17 protein-coding genes are annotated in these 18,710 nt (G+C 50.1%); 11 read left to right on the forward strand and 6 right to left on the reverse strand.

Annotated elements, in window-relative coordinates; translation table 11 throughout:
- The first annotated feature begins 207 nt into the window (after positions 1-207).
- The 5 genes from AS151_RS15900 (at position 208) to AS151_RS15920 (ending at position 4,167) form a co-directional block, all read left to right on the forward strand.
- Positions 208-1,428, forward strand: coding sequence for a glycosyltransferase family 4 protein (locus tag AS151_RS15900; RefSeq protein WP_071518046.1), 1,221 nt, complete (start codon positions 208-210; stop codon positions 1,426-1,428).
- Between the two features lie 110 nt (positions 1,429-1,538).
- Positions 1,539-2,180, forward strand: a complete 642-nt coding sequence (yqeK, locus tag AS151_RS15905; RefSeq protein WP_343327437.1) for a bis(5'-nucleosyl)-tetraphosphatase (symmetrical) YqeK — start codon at positions 1,539-1,541, stop codon at positions 2,178-2,180.
- Positions 2,181-2,220: 40 nt separating this feature from the next.
- On the forward strand, positions 2,221-2,646 hold the full coding sequence (gene rsfS / locus AS151_RS15910; protein ID WP_071518047.1) for a ribosome silencing factor: 426 nt from the start codon (positions 2,221-2,223) through the stop codon (positions 2,644-2,646).
- Between the two features lie 3 nt (positions 2,647-2,649).
- On the forward strand, positions 2,650-3,153 hold the full coding sequence (locus AS151_RS15915; protein WP_071518048.1) for a CGLD27 family protein: 504 nt from the start codon (positions 2,650-2,652) through the stop codon (positions 3,151-3,153).
- Between the two features lie 60 nt (positions 3,154-3,213).
- Positions 3,214-4,167, forward strand: coding sequence for an asparaginase (locus tag AS151_RS15920; RefSeq protein WP_071518049.1), 954 nt, complete (start codon positions 3,214-3,216; stop codon positions 4,165-4,167).
- Positions 4,168-4,235: 68 nt separating this feature from the next.
- Here AS151_RS15920 and AS151_RS15925 read toward each other — a convergent pair whose 3' ends face one another.
- Both AS151_RS15925 and AS151_RS15930 read right to left on the reverse strand, forming a co-directional pair.
- Positions 4,236-5,057: an SHOCT domain-containing protein gene (locus AS151_RS15925; protein WP_071518050.1), complete on the reverse strand. Its 822-nt coding sequence runs from the start codon at positions 5,055-5,057 to the stop codon at positions 4,236-4,238.
- Positions 5,058-5,402: 345 nt separating this feature from the next.
- Complete coding sequence (locus AS151_RS15930) at positions 5,403-6,356, reverse strand: lipid kinase (RefSeq protein ID WP_084639634.1); 954 nt, start codon at positions 6,354-6,356, stop codon at positions 5,403-5,405.
- Positions 6,357-6,562: 206 nt separating this feature from the next.
- Here AS151_RS15930 and AS151_RS15940 point away from each other — a divergent pair, with 206 nt between their 5' ends.
- The 4 genes from AS151_RS15940 to AS151_RS15960 all read left to right on the forward strand — a co-directional run bounded on the left by AS151_RS15940 (position 6,563) and on the right by AS151_RS15960 (position 10,579).
- Positions 6,563-7,582, forward strand: a complete 1,020-nt coding sequence (locus tag AS151_RS15940) for an ABC transporter ATP-binding protein (protein ID WP_071518052.1) — start codon at positions 6,563-6,565, stop codon at positions 7,580-7,582.
- Positions 7,583-7,629: 47 nt separating this feature from the next.
- A complete protein-coding gene (locus AS151_RS15945) occupies positions 7,630-8,502 on the forward strand; it encodes an ABC transporter permease (protein WP_071518053.1) in 873 nt (290 codons plus the stop codon).
- Between the two features lie 102 nt (positions 8,503-8,604).
- On the forward strand, positions 8,605-8,961 hold the full coding sequence (locus tag AS151_RS15950; RefSeq protein WP_071518054.1) for a hypothetical protein: 357 nt from the start codon (positions 8,605-8,607) through the stop codon (positions 8,959-8,961).
- Between the two features lie 475 nt (positions 8,962-9,436).
- The gene (locus AS151_RS15960; RefSeq protein ID WP_071518056.1) at positions 9,437-10,579 is read left to right on the forward strand and encodes a polysaccharide pyruvyl transferase family protein; all 1,143 of its coding nucleotides are present in this window, start codon (positions 9,437-9,439) and stop codon (positions 10,577-10,579) included.
- A gap of 107 nt (positions 10,580-10,686) precedes the next feature.
- Here AS151_RS15960 and AS151_RS15965 read toward each other — a convergent pair whose 3' ends face one another.
- The 4 genes from AS151_RS15965 to AS151_RS15985 form a co-directional block, all read right to left on the reverse strand.
- A complete protein-coding gene (locus AS151_RS15965) occupies positions 10,687-10,983 on the reverse strand; it encodes a DUF2470 domain-containing protein (RefSeq protein WP_071518057.1) in 297 nt (98 codons plus the stop codon).
- Positions 10,984-11,692: 709 nt separating this feature from the next.
- Positions 11,693-13,885 (reverse strand): DUF3769 domain-containing protein, encoded by a 2,193-nt coding sequence (locus tag AS151_RS15975; protein ID WP_071518059.1) that lies wholly within the window; start codon positions 13,883-13,885, stop codon positions 11,693-11,695.
- A gap of 124 nt (positions 13,886-14,009) precedes the next feature.
- A complete protein-coding gene (locus tag AS151_RS15980; protein WP_071518060.1) occupies positions 14,010-14,126 on the reverse strand; it encodes a photosystem II reaction center protein I in 117 nt (38 codons plus the stop codon).
- A gap of 189 nt (positions 14,127-14,315) precedes the next feature.
- Positions 14,316-16,106 carry a hypothetical protein gene (locus AS151_RS15985; RefSeq protein ID WP_071518061.1) on the reverse strand — a complete coding sequence of 597 codons (1,791 nt, stop codon included), beginning with the start codon at positions 16,104-16,106 and terminating at the stop codon, positions 14,316-14,318.
- A 598-nt stretch (positions 16,107-16,704) separates the two neighbouring features.
- On the opposite strand from AS151_RS15985, the gene tpiA reads away from it, so the two are divergent.
- On the forward strand, positions 16,705-17,430 hold the full coding sequence (gene tpiA, locus AS151_RS15990) for a triose-phosphate isomerase (RefSeq protein ID WP_084639637.1): 726 nt from the start codon (positions 16,705-16,707) through the stop codon (positions 17,428-17,430).
- Positions 17,431-17,553: 123 nt separating this feature from the next.
- The gene (gene folP, locus AS151_RS15995) at positions 17,554-18,411 is read left to right on the forward strand and encodes a dihydropteroate synthase (RefSeq protein ID WP_071518063.1); all 858 of its coding nucleotides are present in this window, start codon (positions 17,554-17,556) and stop codon (positions 18,409-18,411) included.
- Positions 18,412-18,710: the final 299 nt, after the last annotated feature.

An 18,710-nucleotide genomic window follows, 5' to 3' on the forward strand; every position in this document is an offset into this window, starting at 1 on the left:
GCTTGAAGATAGAGCAGAAAGTTTCTCCCAGCTGCCCCAATCAAAATCGAGATTCCATATCAATATTTTTGTTGAAGAAGTCGGGGGAAATGGCTGGGAAACATGAAAGATGAAAGGTAGAGAACCAACTTTTCCACGGTAAAGCCTAGATTTTCCTAGCTAACCTACCCACTTCATCTCGTACAAAATCCATTTTTCCCCAAATTTATGCGTATTGTCATCTATTCTTACAATTACCATCCCGAACCCATTGGCATCGCCCCGTTGATGACCGAACTAGCAGAAGGATTGGTTCGCCGGGGGCACCAAGTACGGGTCATTACCGGCATGCCCAACTATCCCCAACGGCAAATTTATTCCGACTATCGCGGTAAGTTCTATCTGGTGGAACCAAGGCAAGGTGTCCGGGTACAGCGCAGCTATGTCTGGGTCCGTTCGGATCCGGGTCTGCTCGACCGGATTCTTTTAGACGGTAGCTTTGTGGTTTCCAGTTTGCCGCAAGCGTTCAACGGGTGGCGTCCCGATTTGGTATTTGCGACGGTGCCTCCTTTACCGGTTTGCCTGCCAGCAACGTTACTGCGATGGATTTACCGCTGTCCTTTGGTGCTTAACGTACAAGATATTTTGCCCGATGGGGCGATTCAAGTGGGTTTGTTGAAAAATTCTTTTTTGATTGGGGTATTTCGTATTTTAGAAAAATTTGCCTATCGCCATGCCAGCAAAATTTCGGTGATTGCTGATGGGTTCACCGATAATTTATTAAACAAACAGGTTCCGCCGCAAAAGTTGGTACAGATTCCCAATTGGGTGGATGTGAATTTTATCCGACCTTTGTCCCAAGCCGAGAGTGCTTTTCGTCGGGAAAATCAGTTGCAGGGCAAATTTGTGGTGCTTTATTCGGGCAACATTGCGCTTACCCAGGGCTTGGAAACGGTGGTGGCGGCGGCCGCACAATTGCAGGACTTGCCTGATGTGCGGTTTGTTATTGTGGGAGAAGCCAAGGCTTTAGAAACCCTCAAACAGGAATACCAACCCGGTACCAATGTGTTGCTGCGCCCGTTTCAACCCCGAGAAATGCTGCCGGATATGCTGGCGGCTGCGGATGTGGGATTGGTGGTGCAAAAACGTAATATTTCTTTTAATATGCCTTCCAAAATTCCGGTGATTTTAGCCAGCGGTCGGGCCATTGTGGGGTCGGTGTCTGCCAATGGGTCGGCGGCCCAAGCCATTCGCCGCAGCGGTGGGGGCTTGGTGGTGGAACCGGAAAATCCCGCTGCTTTGGCCGGTGGCATTCGCGAGTTGTACGCAAATCGCGAGAAAACTGCGTATTTGGGACGCCAGGGGCGCGAATATGCGGTGGCTCAGTACAGTTTCGATCGCGCTTTGAGGGAGTATGAGGGGTTGTTTTCTCAATTGATCCCTGGTTGAGGGCCTCCCCCGGGATCCGGTGGCATGCTGTTGCTCCCGGGGACTCTACAAGGAACTGGAAAAATTTGCTACTCTAGGGCATAAGAGGATGCAAAAACTTTTTACTTCCTGTGGATTTAAAAAGCAACGAAAAGGAGTACAACCGAATGCGGGATGAGGTGCTGGCTTGGTTGGCGGAGAATGTTCCCCAGCCAAGAATTCGCCATATTCTCGGGGTCGAGCAAATGGCTACTGATTTGGCAGTGGCACACCACCTCAATAGTCGCCAAGCAGCGGCAGCTGGGTTGTTACACGACCTGGCGAAGTATTTTCCTGGCGATCGCTTGTTGGAAATGGCCGGTGCGGAAGGGTTGGAAATCGACCCGATTTTGCGGGAAAATCCCCATTTGCTCCATGCCGATGTGAGTGCCATTGTAGCGCGCGATCGCTTTGGGGTGCGCGACGAAACCATTTTGGAAGCCGTTCGCAACCACACCCTGGGCAAACCTAATATGGATGCTTTGAGCTGCGTGGTGTTTTTGGCGGATAGCTTGGAACCGGGTCGCGGCGATACGCCCCAATTGGAGTATCTGCGATCGCTTAGCTATCAAAGCCTCTTGCAAGCCGTTTGGGCGACTTGCGATGCTTCCATCCAACACATGCTCAAAACCCATCGTACCATTCACCCGCGTACGTTAGAAACTCGCAACTGGTCGATGTCAGCGGCCAAAAAAGAAAAACAACGGCAAAAGGTCCGCGAAAAATCGGCTTAAATTAATCTTTGTAGACGAGTAAGCAAATAGGAATTCCTGGATGGCTGAATATTCCCAATCTCAACGACTCACCCTAGCAGCTGACAACCAACAATCCGACGACCCCAGCTGGCAGCTAGCCACCACCATGGCTACGGCGGCAGACGAGCGGAAAGGGGGAAATATTTTGCTGGTCTACGTTGAGGAAGTATCTTATTTAACCGATTACTTCATTCTGGTAACCAGCTATTCCAAGGCGCAAGCACGCGCTATTTCTCAATCTATCCAAGAAAAGGTGGAACAGCAGTACCAGCGCCAGCCTTTGCGGGTGGAAGGGAAGTCGGAAGGCATCTGGATTCTTTTGGACTACGGAGAAGCGATCGTTCATATTTTACAGCCCCAACAGCGCGAATATTACAATCTAGAAGCATTTTGGGGTCACGCCCAACACATTCCCTACTCTTCGGTCGTTCCTACAGGAAACTAAATCATGGCACCAGAACGTTCTGTGGAATTTTGTCCGGTTCCTACCGAACAACAGCCCCTCAACGAGTACCAACAACTACAATCGTCCTGGTTTTACCGTTGGGCTACCCAAACCCCAGGCGCCTATATCAGAAAAGCCATCTGGATTTGGGGGGGCAGTTGGATGGTTTTTGGACCGGTGGCGGCGGCTAGCTATCCCCCACAAGAGGATCCGGCGCATTTTTTTCTGGCATCTTCGGGGGGAGCGGGGTTTCTACTACTGTTGGTGTGGCTGCGCCTGTATCTGGGTTGGAAATACGTGCGCGATCGCTTGGTCAAATCGCGGATAGAATACGAAGAGTCGGGGTGGTACGACGGCCAGTCTTGGACCAAAACCCCGGAAATGCAAGTGCGCGATCGCTTGTTGGCAGACTATCAAATTCAACCCCTATTGCGGCGAATGCACCAAACCTTCCGATACTGGGGATTGCTCTTTCTGGCAGGGGGGATAGCCTGGAATTTCTTGTAGGGGCATCAAATCCATCCCCACCCCTTTGCAACCGTTGAGGGAAATGCTAAAGTTTAACCCATGACCAGGGGAAAACGACATCAAGTTGAAGAATTAGAAGTCAGACTGCTGCGAGAAGGTATTGTCGAATCGACACACCGCGTCCAAGCCGTAGTCTGCGACAATCGGGGTAGGATTCTTTCCTTAGCCGGTGATGCCAGTGCGGGGTCTTTCGTGCGCTCTGCTCTCAAACCCTTTCAAGCTCTAGCCACCATCGGTACGGGGGTCCTCGAACAATACCAACTCAACGACAAAGACCTCGCCGTCATGTGTGCTTCCCACAAAGGGAAAATGGACCAAGTGCGGCAGGTATTTCGGATTTTGTGGCGCAGCGACGTGGAACCCACAGACCTGCAATGTCCGATTCCAGAGGGTCGCACCAGCCCCCTCGAACACAACTGTTCTGGCAAACATGCCGGCATGTTGAGCGTTTGTCGCCAGCGCAATTGGTCGTTAAATAATTATTTACAAAAAAACCATCCCGTCCAGCAACTGATTATCGGTAAAGTGGCGGAAATGCTGGGCATGCCACCCGATGAATTTATTAGCGCTAGAGACGACTGCGGCGCTCCCACCTACTACATGCAGCTGGTGCAAATGGCGACGCTCTACGCTCACCTCAGTTCTGGGGATAACCTGGATATGGAGCGCATTTGTCGAGCCATGCTGCATTATCCCGAAATGATTTCGGCACAGGGAGAATTTGACACCGAGTTGATGCGTCTGAGCGCAGGGCAAGTAATTAGCAAGGCGGGGGCAGAAGGCATTCAATGTATCGGTCGTGAGGGGGAAGGGATGGGATTGGCAATTAAAGTCCTCGATGGTGCCAAACGCGCCAAATACGCCGTTGCCATCCAGATTTTAAAACAAATGGGATGGATTACCCCAACCGTAGCAGAAGAACTTGCCGATACCTACCTCAACCTCAGCCATTACAAGCGATTGGAAGTCGTTGGAGAAATGTCCTTTTTCTAACAGGCTTGGGGCAAACGGTTGTGGTTGGGATCGCCTCCATCCTCCCAGTAAAACCAAAAAACCAAACCCTAGAGATTGGCAATCTTCTGCTTGTATTCTTCCTCCGTGAGAATGCCATTTTCTAGCGCTTCGGTAAATTTGGCAATTTTTTCGGCTTTTTCCTTCTCATATTGTTCTTGCTCCAACTGTTTCTTAGCAGCCGCTTCCACTTCCTGTACTTTCGCCTCGTATTCATTGGCGTCTAAAATACCGTTGGAAAAGGCTTCGTGCAACTGTTCGAGTTTCTTCTGGATGGCAGCTTCCATCACCTCTTCATCAGCTTCTGATTCCAAAGCTGCCTTCTTCATTTGAAACTCTTCTTCGGTGAGGATGCCTGCTTCTAAAGCTTTTTCCAATTTTTGCAAGCGCTCCTGGGAAGTGCGATCGCTTGTTTGAGGTTGAATATCCCCCTGGGGATTCCTTGCAGAAGGGGCTTCTTCGCGTTTGATGCAGGTCAACTCTAAAGTATTTTTGATCCGATCGATAAGTTGATTTTCCAGCACCAATGCCCAACCCGCACTAGCCACGCCAGTGATAATGGGAAATCCACCCAACACCATCGACGTAATACCAGCACCAGCTAAATTTTGCACCCATTTGCCAGTGCTGGTTTCTACAATAAATTCGTTTGGGGTAGAAGGCGCTTCAGAGTCGTAGATTTTTACTTTGAAAGCCAAATTGGCACCGAACAAAGTACGCAGAGTTCCCGATTTTGCCGCTTGAATTAAGTAGACCCCGTCGGCCTCGGTACTATCAACGTGGTATTGTCTTTCTTTAAACCACAAGAGAATGCTGCGATATGCGCTTGCTGTTGCCTCCGAGTTTGGACTGGAAAAATAATTTCTTGCCATTTGCCATCTCCTTTTCTTGGTCCGCCAACAAGAAAATGACAAACCAAGAGGTATGTTCCCAACTAAATTGCGACAGCCTTAAACCTATACTAGCAGGAATTGCCGTGAATTGACGATTGGGAGAGTTTTCTAAAAAGCATACAGTTAGGGTATCTTAGCAGGGACAAAGCCAGTTCGTACAAAAATTTAAATTTGGATACAAAAATTAGAAAAACATCGCCAAAGATGCTTAGGAAAAACCAATTGCTTCGGAGTATTCCTTGTGGGTTCCCCGCAGTCAACCAGAACTTCTGGCTTTTTTGTATCGAAATATACTTCCAAAAATGCCCCATGAAAACCACCCCACTAAAATCGCCGTCTTGGGGGATTGGCGGGGATGTACACAGAAATAGCTTGGGGATGCAAACGGAAGTGAGCAGGCGTATACGAAGTAATTTCCCCATCTGTATTAATGGGGAAGGGAGAACGGGTGTGGATGGAAATTTCCTGACCTTCCAAAGTGCGTACCCCCAAACGGGTATCGTAGCGACCGCTCCAAAAAGCAGGCAGCAATACCAACAACTGCCACCAGCGCTTCATTTCCAAACTGTACAAATCCAAACGCTGGTCGTCAATCGTGGCATCGTGGGCGACAGTCATGCCACCCCCGTAGTAGCGTCCGTTCCCGATTGCAATTTGAATGGTTTTGACGGGAATAAAAGTCTGGTTGTGTTCGATCAGTGCGGAAAAAGGTCGAGCTTGCCAAATCGCTTGAATGGCAGCTACCGCATAAGCAAACACCCCCCAACGTTTCTTGGCTGCTTTGGTGAGTCGTTGGGTAATGCGGACACTCAAACCAATGCTGGCTACGTTGAAAAAGTATTTGCCGTTGACGCAACCGAGGTCGATGCGGTGGCGTTTGCCCGTAGCGATCGCTTGACAGGCCAGAGGAAGTGTCGTAGGAATGCCTAAAGTGCGTGCCAAGTCATTCGCCGTTCCTAACGGGAGAATCCCCAAAGGCAACTGCGTCTCCACCAACCCTTCCGCCGCCGCATTTAGTGTACCATCGCCACCGCCAATGATGACCGCATCCACGCGATCGCGATACTGGCAGATCGTATCGGCAAACTCGCTCGGATGTTGGGGATGAGCCTGTACGCATTCTATCCCCACCGCTTCCAAATGTTTCACCGCCGCCGACCGATTTTTTCGCCCCTGGCGCGAATTGGGATTGATTAACAGCAGAGCGCGTTTGGCTGGTTTGGGATGGTTGTATGTAGGTGCGTTTTGCAAAGAACCAATTCCGTAGTTGCTGCGCATTATCGTTATTATGAACAATTATCCACGATGTTGGGTTGGAGACAATTTGCCATCCCAAATAGAAACGATAGACAGGATTTGGGAGCGTGCCTACGCTGGTTGGGCGATTTTCCCTGCCACCAAGCTGCTAGATGCGGGTGAAATTGGTTTACAATACAATCGAACCGTGTAGATTTGTTAAAAAATATTTAAGCGAAGAAATATTTATGGATACTGCCATTGCCATCCGCAACCTATACAAACGCTATGGCGACAACGAAGCGGTCAAAGATGTTTCCCTAGAAGTAAAAAACGGGGAAATTTTTGGCTTGCTAGGTCCCAACGGTGCGGGCAAAACCACCACCATTCGCTGTTTGTGCGCCCTTGCCAAACCCGACAAAGGCGATTTGGAAGTTGGCGGCATTTCCGTTGCCAAACAACCCAGACAGGCGCGGCGGCGCTTGGGATATGTGGCACAGGAAGTTGCTTTAGATAAAGTGCTCACCGGTCGGGAACTGCTGCAACTGCAAGCCAGCCTGTACCATTTAAAAGCAGATGTTGCTAAAGCAAAAATCCAAAAACTTGCCTCGCTGCTAGACATCGAAGACATCATCGACACCAAAACCGGCAAATATTCCGGCGGTCAGCGGCGGCGTTTGGATTTGGCAGCGGGATTGCTGCACGAACCCCCCGTGTTGGTCTTAGACGAGCCGACGGTAGGATTAGATATTGAAAGCCGTCTGGCGGTATGGAATTTCCTGCGGCAGTTGAAAAGTCAGGGAACCACCATTTTAATCACCAGCCACTACCTCGAAGAAATTGATGCCCTCGCTGACCGGGTAGCCATTATCGATCGCGGCAAGACCATCGATTGCGGCACCCCGGGAGAGTTAAAAGATAAAATTGGAGGCGATCGCATTACGTTACGCATTCGGGAGTTTACCCCCACCGAAGAAGCGGAAAAAGCCAGAGACCTGCTGCAATCGCTACCTATCGTTCGCCAAGCGATCGTCAACACCGCCCAGGGCAATACCCTAAACTTGGTAGTAGACTCCCAAAGCGATGCCCTCAGCACCATTCAATCGGCTTTACAAGCAGCAGGATTGCCCACCTTTGGCATTGCACAATCGCGACCCAGCTTGGATGATGTGTACCTAGCCGCTACGGGGCAAACCCTGTTGGATGCGGATTTAGCCGCCACCCAAAACCGAGACCCCAAATCCCAGAAAAAAGAAAACATGGCCTAGCTCTCGTTATTCTTGAAAAAACCAGTAGAAATCAAACCATTCGCATTATGAGTAGCAGCGTTACTTCCCCTCAAACCCAAACCACCACCGGCGAACTTGCCCAAGAAAATCTCTTCGCCGAATTCATCCAAGAAACCATTGCCCTCAATCGCCGTTTGTTAATTCAATTAAAACGACGTCCGGCCACTTTAATTGCTGGTATCATTCAACCCCTGATGTGGTTGGTATTGTTCGGCGCTTTGTTCCAAAACATGCCGGAAGGTGTATTTGGCGATCGTATCAACTATCCCCAATTTCTCGCCGCTGGCATTATTGTTTTTACCGCCTTTAGCGGCGCTTTAAATGCTGGTTTGCCGGTGATGTTCGACCGGGAATTTGGCTTTCTCAATCGCTTGTTGGTCGCTCCCCTGGCAACCCGTTTTTCCATTGTAATTGCCTCTGCTATTTATATTGTCGGCATTAGTTTCATTCAAACCGCTTTCATTATTGGCGCGGCGAGTTTTCTAGGCGCGGGATTGCCCAGTTTGTCGGGGTTGGGCATCATTGCCTTGGCGGTCTTTTTACTCGTTTTGGGGGTAACTGGCTTGAGTTTGGGGCTATCTTTTGCCCTTCCCGGTCACGTGGAGTTAATTGCGGTTATTTTTGTGACCAACTTGCCCTTGCTGTTTGCCAGCACAGCTTTGGCACCGCTATCGTTTATGCCCATCTGGTTGCAAGTTGTAGCTAGCCTCAATCCCCTCAGCTACGCCATCGAACCTATCCGCTACGTTTACCTCTATCCCAATTGGAACTTAAGTGGCGTGGTCATGAACGCACCTTGGGGAGAGGTTACCTTTGGCGCTGCCTTGCTGGTTCTAGTAGGATTTGCCGCTGTGGCTTTATTGGTTATCCAACCGCTGCTACGGCGTCGCTTCGCCTAGGATAGGATTGAGCTACATTAGAAGATATCCCAAGGAGTAGGCGATGTTCTGTTGCTTGCTCCTGGGGATAGCACCTTCTGTCAATATTTTCCGGAGAAGTCTATGAAGTACGCAATCGTTCCTTGGGTGGTAGCATTGGCAAGTTGTTCGTTGCCTCTGTTTGCCACCACCAGCCATGCCGAACCCACAGTAACTGAAGAAAATCGCCCCAGTTTTCTAGAACCAAACCAATATATCAATCCTGCCGAACAAAGAAATGGTGGTTTTGATATGCTCGATATTATCCACCAGGTAAATTTGGGCGGTGGCATGACGTTCCAGGAATATCATAATTCCCAGCAGGAAAATCTCAGCGAAGCTGTTCGACAGTTTCACCAGCAACGGCAGCAAATGATGCAACCACCACAGCCAAACCAAATTCAGTTGCCGGTTGATGAGACCGTCAGCACCCCGCAGTAGCGAGAGGAGGCTTCGTGCCTGTTATCTTTAGGTAACTGACCAGCCTCAGCCCTTTGGGGGCTATGTTATTGGCAAGTGTTCAAGTTCTTACCTTGGGATGCGACGCCACTCCCATGCTCTAGAACCGAGCAGTTAATTGGATCGGGGGGAAAACAGTGCTGCCTCCGATCGTACCGACCAAACTGTACCTCTTTTCGTTCTCCCCCTTGGTGGGGAAGGCGACTAAAGTCGCCGTTCGTTTTTCCTCCCGGCGCTCAAGCGACAGGGCTTCCAAATGTATCGAGGATTTATGTGACGGATGGCGCGTCATAGATAACTGTGGTTGCCTGTTTTATTGGGGATGGCTGAAATTGGTTGGAAAATGCGATGTGAAGGCGGCCATCCCTCTTTTTATGGGTTTGTTTGTGTTAGGTTGGCTTTATGGCTATCTCGCTACGTTCTTTCCAATTGCGCAGGAAAGCAATGAACGGTATCAATGAATTTAAAAAATAATCTCCCGTTGGAAACCCCTCAAGACCTCAAACGATCCTTACATCAAGCGCTTGCCAATATCCCCAACTTCAAGCGCTGTGCTTTGCTCGATTATCCTTCCCATTTAAATATTGGGGACCATCTTATTTGGTTGGGCAGCATTTTTTATATTACTCAAACTCGTCAAGCACAGATAGATTATGTATCTCCAATGGGAAAAGATTTTTCTGCAAAGGAGTTTGCCGGACTTTCTAAGGAAGGACCTATTTTTTTACATGGTGGGGGCAATTTTGGCGATTTTTGGCCGGGATATCAAAACTTTCGCGAAAAAATTGTTAGCGAATATCAAGGGCGACCCATTGTTATTTTACCGCAAACCATTTATTTTTCCAGCGAAGCAGCCCTGGCGCGATCGGCAAAGATATTCAACCAACATCCCGATGTGACTATTTTTGCTAGGGACGATCGCAGTTTAGCGATCGCTCGGGAAGCTTTTTATAATTGTAAGCTTTACAAAGCACCGGATATGGCTTTTCAACTGGTTGGTCTTCCTAAAATCCCCCAAAAGCGCTCTCAGTCGCCTCGTATTCTTTATTTGTGTAGGACAGATGCGGAAATCAACGATCGCTTCCGACCAGAAAAATTAAAATTGGATGGTCTGGATGTCCAAGATTGGGTTTCTTATACTTGGATAACGAGAAAACCGGGAGATGGCATTCGCATTCCTGGTTCGGTTCGTTTGACAAGGGAAGGCTGGCAGCGGGGGCTCAAAACGCCAAAAGAGTGGCTTTCCCGTCAAAATTGGAAATGGTTGCATCCTTCTGGGTTGGTGTTTAACCAGGTTCACGCCTCGCACCTCCATCGGATTTCTTGGGAGTATATGCATAGTGGGATTTGGCAATTACAAGCCTACGATTTGGTAATTACGAATCGCCTGCATGTACATATTTTATGTTTGATTTTGGATATTCCCCATATTTTGTTGCCTGGTTCTTATTATAAAATTCCTGCTTTTTACCAAACTTGGACCGAAAATATGCCTGCTTGCTGCTTGGTGGAAAATGTTGATGAAGTTTACGAGGCTGTGGAGGCGCTGAGGCAGAAATATCGTTCGCGGGCACTATCTTCTGAATTGGAGGTGGGATAGATGGGAGGGGGATTTTTGTAGGGGCGCTCCGCAAAGCAAAAGCACCCCTAACCAAGGGTTATTTTTCAGAAATTAATTCAATGCTGCTTGACGAGCCGGTTTTGATTTTAACTTGAAGAAGATTTCATGGCCGCCTTGGCTTGCTTGACCATGGCAATCAGGGTATGGTGAGCGTCTTCCGAATCTTCCAGGGTGCGTTCAAATTCTACGCGTATTGGTTTTGATTCGGAATCCATTTGGACTTGTAAATCCATGCCTTGCGGGTCGATTTTCAGCATTTGCGCTGCCGTTGCTGCTTTCACCCCACCGAAATATTGCGCGTATAGGGTGATGGCATCGGCGTGGTCTTCGTTCATGTGCTTGCAAATGCGATCGCTGATTTCGGGAGTCAGTGGGTCAGCCATAAATCGTTCCTAACAGTTGGTCAACACATCAAAAACGTTTAATTTTTCTCTAGAAAAAACAGCGTCAATCGAATGACACTCGCTCCAATATAGGTTAGCAAAGCGATGCTAATGGCAATATTGAAAGCTTTTCGTAAGAAATCCATGAATTATGCCTTTGTGCTTGTTAAGGAATACATTGTATTTTGACACTGCGCGCTGGTCGCAGACGCGGATTCTTGCGGATGCTTCCTTCAGGGATTTGTCTTGCGGAAACAGGCTTTCGCCAGCTACCGTAGCGGACCAATCTCCGGAAGCGTTTCCTGTCTCACCAACAGAAGTTCCGGTGTGCCCCACCGTACTGAAAGCAAGTTCCCAAATCTTGCGCGCCGCATTTTCATCTCGATCCAACCAACACCCACAAGGCGCAAATGTGGGTACGTGTGGAAGGGGCGGTTCGCGAACCGCCCCTTCTTGCGAACTATATGGCTTCATCAATGGCGCGGTATCGGTAGGGCTTTCCTTTTACTTTGAACTCAAGGGCGAGCATGGCTAGACATGGTACATGATTTTAAAAATCCTAGCATAAATTTCAGGTTGACCGACGGCGGCGGGGCCACACGGGTCGCTTTTCATCCCTGCAGGGAAAGAAGCAAGGCTTTCAAGCTCACGTCTTTTCTCGTAATAGAACTGAAAGGCGATCGCTTTTGGAATTTTTTCTCCCAAATCTCTAATCGCGCCGCACCCCCCGATCCACCGTATCTACATTGCCAGAAAACGGGGTCGTGTTGCCAGTCCAGTTGAAATCGCTGATGCGCAAGTTAATTCCACCCACCTGCTGTTCTGGATTGAACCGCAGCGTAATGCCATAGGTACGGCGGTTGTACTGCAAAATAAAATCGCTGCTAAACACCTCATTGGTATCCAAATTGATAGCTGCCTCCACCCCCAGGCGAAAAGGTCCGTAAATTTGCTGGGAAATCGCCAAATTCAGCACTTGCGTATCCACCAAGCGGTCGAAGAAAAACGGTGATTCCCCATCCAGCAAAACTTGGGAATACCCAATGCTAAATGCCGTATAATCCCAAAAATCCCGGGAGAAATGACCGAATTGACCCTGTAAAGTGATGCTGCCGGAGAGAGAATTTTGTTCGTCGCCGTTGCTGTAGGCGCTAGCAACCCCGCGAACGCTGGTAATTAAACGCACGTAAGGTACCACGGGAACTGGCGTGTAGCGCAATCCTGCTTCTGCGGTGGCTGGTAACGCTTCCCCCCTCCACAGGGAAAACGCGCGAGTGAGGGAAGCACTGGCTTGGTAGCGGGTGAGTTCCGTGCGGTCGTTTTCGCGAACGAAAAATGGTTCTAACAAATCCAAACGGTCGGTATCTGCTTCGATGCGGTTGATGCTGCCTTGGTAGTTGAGGGTGATTCCCGTATTGCCGATCTCGATATTGGGAGAAAGCAACACTGCACCAATGCTTTGGTGAACCGTGCGAAATCCTAAAGATCCGTTAAACAAGCGATCGCGGAAACTGTATTCCCCCGATAGCAGGTGGTTGCCAATGCTTTGACGCAGGCGCAAACTACCGCGAAACTCTTCTTCGTCGTTTAGTGCCAAACTGCTCAACTCTGCCGAACCTGCCAAAAAGGTGGTTGGCGTTATCGTGGCATCCAAAGAAGCCAGCAAGCCAAACTGGGAAGGATCGAGAAAACCGCCTTCCCCTTGAATGGCTCTCTGTACGAAAAATTGCGGGGTGAGGCTGAGGTTTATCTTTTCCCGAGAAATGACCGAAAAATCCCGCTCTATAAATAAGCCACCGCGTTCGGTGCGGTCGAACCCAAACCGCACCAGAGGATCTTCTTGTTCTTCATTGATAACCACCCGTTCCCGCAGCAAAGGCAGGGTAAACCCGCGGTCGAAAACTAGACGTGGATTTTCAGCGCGCAATTCCGTTGCCCCATTTTCCAATGGTCGGGTTCTGGCTTCGCTGGCTTTCAGCTGCAACTCCGGTGGGGAAAACGGATCGTTGGTAAAGCTAATGTCGGTGGCTTGCCACCCTTCGGGGGTGACTTGTAGCTGTTCGGCTTCAAAGCGAACTTGGGTAAATCCGCCTGATTGGGTATCGGGGGAAGCCACGCCGGTAGCACCAGTGCCAACGCCCACATCCACCCCTAAATTAGCACCACCGGCACCAGGGCTGACTTCCAACGGCTGCGTGGAGAAAACGCGATCGCTGAGGGGGGTATTGCTGGAAGAACTGGTGGTATTGGCGGGTGAGGTAGGAGCAAAATCCTGTTGGGCAGAAGGCAGAAAAATGGTACCCCGGGCTTGTTGGATGGTGCCGGTTTCCCTTGCCAAATCGTAGCGCATGCGATCGCCAAATAGTTTTTGCCTGCCCGATTGGTAAGCCACATCCCCCTGGGCTACGGCGGTGCGCGTTCGTAAATTTACCTGCAAGCGATCGGCGTTGAGAAGGGTTCCCCGGTAGCGCATGATGGCGTTGCCCTCTGCCGTAAATACTTGCTCTTGCTGGTTGAAGTTCTGGGTGTTGGCGGTGACGGTCAGGTCTTCGGTTACTGCGGTGGTGTTTCCCGAGGGGAGTTGGGGAACGCGAAAATCTTCGGCTTGGCTGTCGCGGAAAATGGGTGGCGGCGGGTTTGACGTTGGTTTGGGGAGGGGAACGTTAATGGGAATCCCTGCATCGGGGATTTGGGCTTGCAAGGGCGCAGTAACTGGCACCGGTGGCAACAAATTGGCAGGGTTGGGGGGTGGGTTGATGGTATCCGGTGCGATCGCTTGGGGAAGTTGGGTTTGACCGGTGCGATCGCTGTCAAACCGAAAAGAAGATGGCTGGGAGGTGGGTTGGGGATCGGCTACGAGAATTTGGGGTGGTTCTGGCGGTGGTGGTACTGGATAGGGCATATTGACATCTTCTGGGACAATCTAACGCTTCCGGCAGCCCCCGTACATAGTTTCCCCAAGCAAAGCTTTGGGGATACCCAAAGGCATCCCCAAAACCCAATTTTAACCCAACAATGACCAGCGATTATTCTAGGTCGCGTCGTTTGGGGTTGCGAGCAGGGTCGCCGGATAGAAATCCAAAGACAAACAGGCTAACGAAAAAAGCAACAACAATATAGACTACGATCTTTAGGGTTAACATGGCGAATCTCCAACATGCAGATATGAAAAACTGATGCTACAAACGAGGCATCTCAAACAGTTTTTATCTTAGCATTGCTAGCCATTTCCCACGAAATATTGAGGAAACAGCTCGGGTTGGCGATATCGCTGGTGGCGTTTCTTAACGACGTGCCCAGGGGCGTTGGTGGTTCCCAGCTTGTGCCTGTAGCTAGTTTTGCCATTGCTGCAGTTTCTGGCGGCACCACTGCCAAATTTGATCCCACCAGGTTTCCAACCACAGCATAAATTGGTCCAATTTTTCCAGGATGATTTGCAAGGGATGGCGTTCGTAACCCAGAGAAATGGCTTCCGTGTCGATCCACTCCCCATCGGTGGTTTCCCACCAACCGGGATGGGAAGACAACTGGGAACTGGCAAAGTTGGGCGTTGGCTGGTGGTTGCTGGTTGTTTGGTGGTTGGGGGAACTTTCCACAACCGCGGCGGTGGGTGTGTCTTCCAGTTTGGTAATGCAATACGCCTTGGCTTTGCCGAACAGTTCCTCCATGGTCAGCCAGTTTTCGTTTTCCTGGATGCGTTCAAATTGAGGGTAGCGATAGGGGGGCAAGGTGCCAGCTTTCACGTTTTGCCACCACTGGAACATGCGATCGCCCCAGGAAATGGGATCTCGATCTCCATCGGCAGCAGAAGCATGGGGCTGGGAATCGTCGGTTTCTGCATGGAGGCGACGGGCAAAAAAGTAAGCGATCGCAGTTTGAATTAACTCGTAAATATACTGCTGGGCTTGCGGGAATCGAGGAGGGTCTGCCAACGGCTGCCCCCAGTGAAATTGGATTTGATAGTGACGCCACTGGCGTGGTTCGTGCTGCAGCCAAGTACCACCCCGTTGAATTAAAACGGTACCCAAATCGCTACTGGGTGTCAAATCGCTGCTTTCTCTTTTCGCGATCGCGCATTCCAAAGCTGCCCCAAACCGCCGCCAAGTTTGCGGGGAATGGCAACAAACCCAGTCTAAAAATGCCATTTCCAGTGCTTTTTGGGGGTCGTTTTCCACGGGGAGATTCCCCGGTTGCCGTAGGGAGGGTAGGCTAGAGGGTTCCTGCTGTGCCACTAAGTTAGATTCGGAGAATAAATTAGCTTTGACAGCTATGGGGCTGGTTTGCATCCACCCCCAAAGCCGTTCCCACCAGGAGTATTTCTGGGATGACGGTGCTTCCAGGGCAGCGGAGGTCACCGGAGCTATTTCTCGACGGTGGTAGTGGCTGAGTTCTTTGGCAATACGCTGGCAAATGGCTTGTCGTTGCTGGGGGGAGAGGATATCTATAATTTCCTGTTCTGGCGTTACCAGAACCAAAGTGCGGCGATCTCGCTGGGTAGCCACCGATTGAATGCTTTGGGAGGCGGGTAAGGGAATGGCCTCAATTTCTAACTCCCGGCGCTCGAGGTGGTAAAATAGCTGCTGTTGGGGCGTGGTATCGCTGGTGGCGGCTGTGGGTTGGCGATCGTTGCTGGCGTATTGATGCCACCAATGGCGCGATCGCAAAGTGTCTAGTATAGAGAATCGCTGGATCGTTTTTTCTATCCATGCAGGCAATCCCCGGGATTTTGGTAGAGAAGAGGTTGCTGGTTCTACTTCGGTAGCGGGTTCTGATTTGGCTTCGCTGGCTTCTTCTGGGGAAACAATGGCCGCGCCAATCGCCCCAAGCACTTGCTGGATGGGGGTATCGGTCGGAATTTGCTGGGTGGGGGAAGTTTCCTTCGCCGGGGAAAACGTGCCTTCCGGCGGTGTTGGTTGCTGTTTGGCGTGCAAGCGTTGGCGAACCACGCGGGTGCTTTGCAGGGCAACGTAGATGGGATACAGCAGCAGTTGCAGCCCCCAGCGGGAGGCTACTTTGGTTCGACGCCACAGCAATCCCAAGCCATCGCCCAACTGACGCGATCGCTTGGCGATAAAATTAAAGACGCGACTTTGATAAGGACCCGAAGAAGGATAGGAAGACATAGAACAACCCTAGGTTTCGCTGGCGTTGATAGCACCGAGTAGGCAGTTTGGGGAGTTTTGCCGGTGGTTGGGTTTATTGTTCCCCGATCCACCCAACGGACAACAGCAGCATCCCACGCATGCTACCACTTTTGCTGCCTTTTTCTATTAAATCAAAATTTTCCGCCATCCCAAAATGCCTTGGGTCAATTTTTTTCTGGTCTAGGACCGCATTTTGGTACCACCATTTCACGGAAAATCTTCGATAGGTTTCGTGCCCTGTACAACCGCTATTCCTGTGACCTTAGCACCAGGAGCGAACGGATAACGGCGAAATACAAATGTAGTCAGTCAGTTAAGACTTAGGCTGGTTAGCTAGCTGAAGCTGGAGGCATGAAGCCCCCGTGCTTCAGCTGGGGGTGCTGACGATTCTCCGTACCAGAGGCTTCGCGATCGCGTGCGTGGCAGTGTAGGATAGATAGTCAATACTGAAAACAGCAGCGTTGGTACAGAAAACCGGAATTTCCTGCTACTGGGAATTATTCCTTTTCTTTCCTATACTAAACCACTGTTGGCAAATCGCCAGTCGCGTCTTTAGTTTTTCATGGTTTTGAGGCTTATGAGAAGAATTATTCTTGCCGGTAACTGGAAAATGCATAAAACCCAGGCAGAAGCCCTGGAATTTCTCCAAGGATTCTGCCACGCCGTACAAGAAACGCCGGAAGACCGGGAATTGGTTTTGTGCGTTCCTTTCACTGCTTTGGGGGTGATGTCGAAAAACCTGCATGGCACTAGAATTCGCCTGGGGTCGCAAAACATTCACTGGGAAGAGTCGGGGGCGTTTACTGGAGAAATTTCCGCTCCCATGCTGTTGGAAATGGGTGTTACCTATGCCATTGTCGGTCACAGCGAACGCCGGCAGTATTTTGGCGAAACCGACGATACGGTAAATAAACGCCTGCTAGCTGCCCAAAAACACGGGATGACGCCGATTTTGTGTGTAGGCGAAAGCAAAGAACAGCGGGATGCCGGGCAAACGGAAGCGCATATTTACAGCCAATTAGAGAAAGATTTGGCTAATGTTGATGAGAAAAACTTGGTGGTTGCCTACGAGCCCATTTGGGCGATTGGCACCGGCGATACTTGCGATGCCAAAGAAGCCAATCGGGTTATTGGCTTGATTCGCGCCCAACTCAGCACGCCCGATGTGCCCATTCAATACGGTGGTTCGGTGAAACCCGATAATATCGATGAAATTATGGCACAACCGGAAATCGATGGTGCTTTGGTGGGCGGTGCCAGTTTGAAACCGGATGCATTTGCTCGCATTGCCAACTATCAATAAATTGTGGCTACGATTGTGCGTTCGCGAAGCGTCTGCTACGGAGAATCGCTTGTCCCCAGCGATGGTCCGAAGGACCGGTACCTCCGGCACCATCGCCGAGTTTTGTTGTCTCAGCGTGTCGATATGTCCCTTTCTTCTCAACTTTCTCTCCCCCTACGCCAAGGTTGTCTCGTTTGGGGAAAACGTACCTATATGATGGGGGTTTTAAATGTTACCCCCGACAGTTTTAGCGATGGCGGCGATTTCGATAGTTTGCAGGCTGCTACCCAGCAAGGTATGGCCATGGCAGAGGCGGGTGCGGATATTTTGGATATTGGCGGTCAGTCTACCAGACCAGGGGCTGCCGATGTTGCTTTGGAAACGGAACGAAAACGGGTTTTGCCGGTGATTGCAGCGATTCGCCAGCAAAGCCAAGTGCCCATTTCCATCGATACGATGAAGTCGGAAATAGCCCGCGAAGCCTTGCTTGCCGGTGCCGATGTGGTTAACGATGTTACTGCTGGGACCCACGACCCCGATATGTTTTCTGTGGTGGCGCAGCAGCAAGCGCCGATTGTTTTGATGCACATGCGGGGAACGCCGGCAACTATGCAGCAGCTTACTCAGTACGAAGATGTGGTGGCTGAGGTGAAAGCCTACTTGCGCGATCGCGCCGAAACTGCGATCGCTGCGGGCATTGATGCACGTAAAATTATCCTAGATCCGGGGATTGGTTTTGCCAAAACTTACCAGCAAAATCTGGAAATCTTACGGCGGTTGGCGGCGTTTCGGGAATTGGGCTATCCCCTTTTGGTGGGTGTTTCTCGTAAAAGCTTCATCGGCAAAATTCTCAATCGTCCCCATGCTAAGGAACGCATTTGGGGAACTGCTGCGGCTTGTACGGCTGCGATCGCTACGGGTGCTTGCGATGTTTTAAGAGTTCACGATGTCGCTGCTATGGGGGATGTGGCTCGGGTGGCGGATGCTCTTTATCGCGGTTAGGAAGTGGCGATTGGGGAGGCAGATATCTAATTTTTAGTATGCTATCTATGGGTAGATTGTCGCGGATGGTCTATCTATAATCTCCAGATAATCGCTAGCAGCAAAACGTTTTGTATTTTCAATCTCTCCCCCAAAATCCCTCCAGAATATCTCCCGAAATAATTGAGAATCTTGTCAATTAGCTACGAAATTTCGCCCCTTGACCCATGGGGATGGAAAATTGTAAAATCAAAAGTCATAGTATGGGTGTGTTGTATATGCAATTTTTTTCTCAAGTCGCTTCAGCCCTATAATTGCGT

This window comes from Geitlerinema sp. PCC 9228 (assembly GCF_001870905.1).
Taxonomy (GTDB): Bacteria; Cyanobacteriota; Cyanobacteriia; order Cyanobacteriales; family PCC-9228; genus PCC-9228.

Bases quoted from the DNA above. Each gene is read 5' to 3' on its own strand.
- AS151_RS15900 (WP_071518046.1), top strand. From the start codon at position 208: ATGCGTATTGTCATCTATTCTTACAATTACCATCCCGAACCCATTGGC.
- rsfS (WP_071518047.1), top strand. From the start codon at position 2,221: ATGGCTGAATATTCCCAATCTCAACGACTCACCCTAGCAGCTGACAAC.
- AS151_RS15915 (WP_071518048.1), top strand. From the start codon at position 2,650: ATGGCACCAGAACGTTCTGTGGAATTTTGTCCGGTTCCTACCGAACAA.
- AS151_RS15920 (WP_071518049.1), top strand. From the start codon at position 3,214: ATGACCAGGGGAAAACGACATCAAGTTGAAGAATTAGAAGTCAGACTG.
- AS151_RS15925 (WP_071518050.1), bottom strand. From the start codon at position 5,057: ATGGCAAGAAATTATTTTTCCAGTCCAAACTCGGAGGCAACAGCAAGC.
- AS151_RS15930 (WP_084639634.1), bottom strand. From the start codon at position 6,356: ATGCGCAGCAACTACGGAATTGGTTCTTTGCAAAACGCACCTACATAC.
- AS151_RS15940 (WP_071518052.1), top strand. From the start codon at position 6,563: ATGGATACTGCCATTGCCATCCGCAACCTATACAAACGCTATGGCGAC.
- AS151_RS15945 (WP_071518053.1), top strand. From the start codon at position 7,630: ATGAGTAGCAGCGTTACTTCCCCTCAAACCCAAACCACCACCGGCGAA.
- AS151_RS15950 (WP_071518054.1), top strand. From the start codon at position 8,605: ATGAAGTACGCAATCGTTCCTTGGGTGGTAGCATTGGCAAGTTGTTCG.
- AS151_RS15960 (WP_071518056.1), top strand. From the start codon at position 9,437: ATGAATTTAAAAAATAATCTCCCGTTGGAAACCCCTCAAGACCTCAAA.
- AS151_RS15965 (WP_071518057.1), bottom strand. From the start codon at position 10,983: ATGGCTGACCCACTGACTCCCGAAATCAGCGATCGCATTTGCAAGCAC.
- AS151_RS15975 (WP_071518059.1), bottom strand. From the start codon at position 13,885: ATGCCCTATCCAGTACCACCACCGCCAGAACCACCCCAAATTCTCGTA.
- AS151_RS15980 (WP_071518060.1), bottom strand. From the start codon at position 14,126: ATGTTAACCCTAAAGATCGTAGTCTATATTGTTGTTGCTTTTTTCGTT.
- AS151_RS15985 (WP_071518061.1), bottom strand. From the start codon at position 16,106: ATGTCTTCCTATCCTTCTTCGGGTCCTTATCAAAGTCGCGTCTTTAAT.
- tpiA (WP_084639637.1), top strand. From the start codon at position 16,705: ATGAGAAGAATTATTCTTGCCGGTAACTGGAAAATGCATAAAACCCAG.
- folP (WP_071518063.1), top strand. From the start codon at position 17,554: ATGTCCCTTTCTTCTCAACTTTCTCTCCCCCTACGCCAAGGTTGTCTC.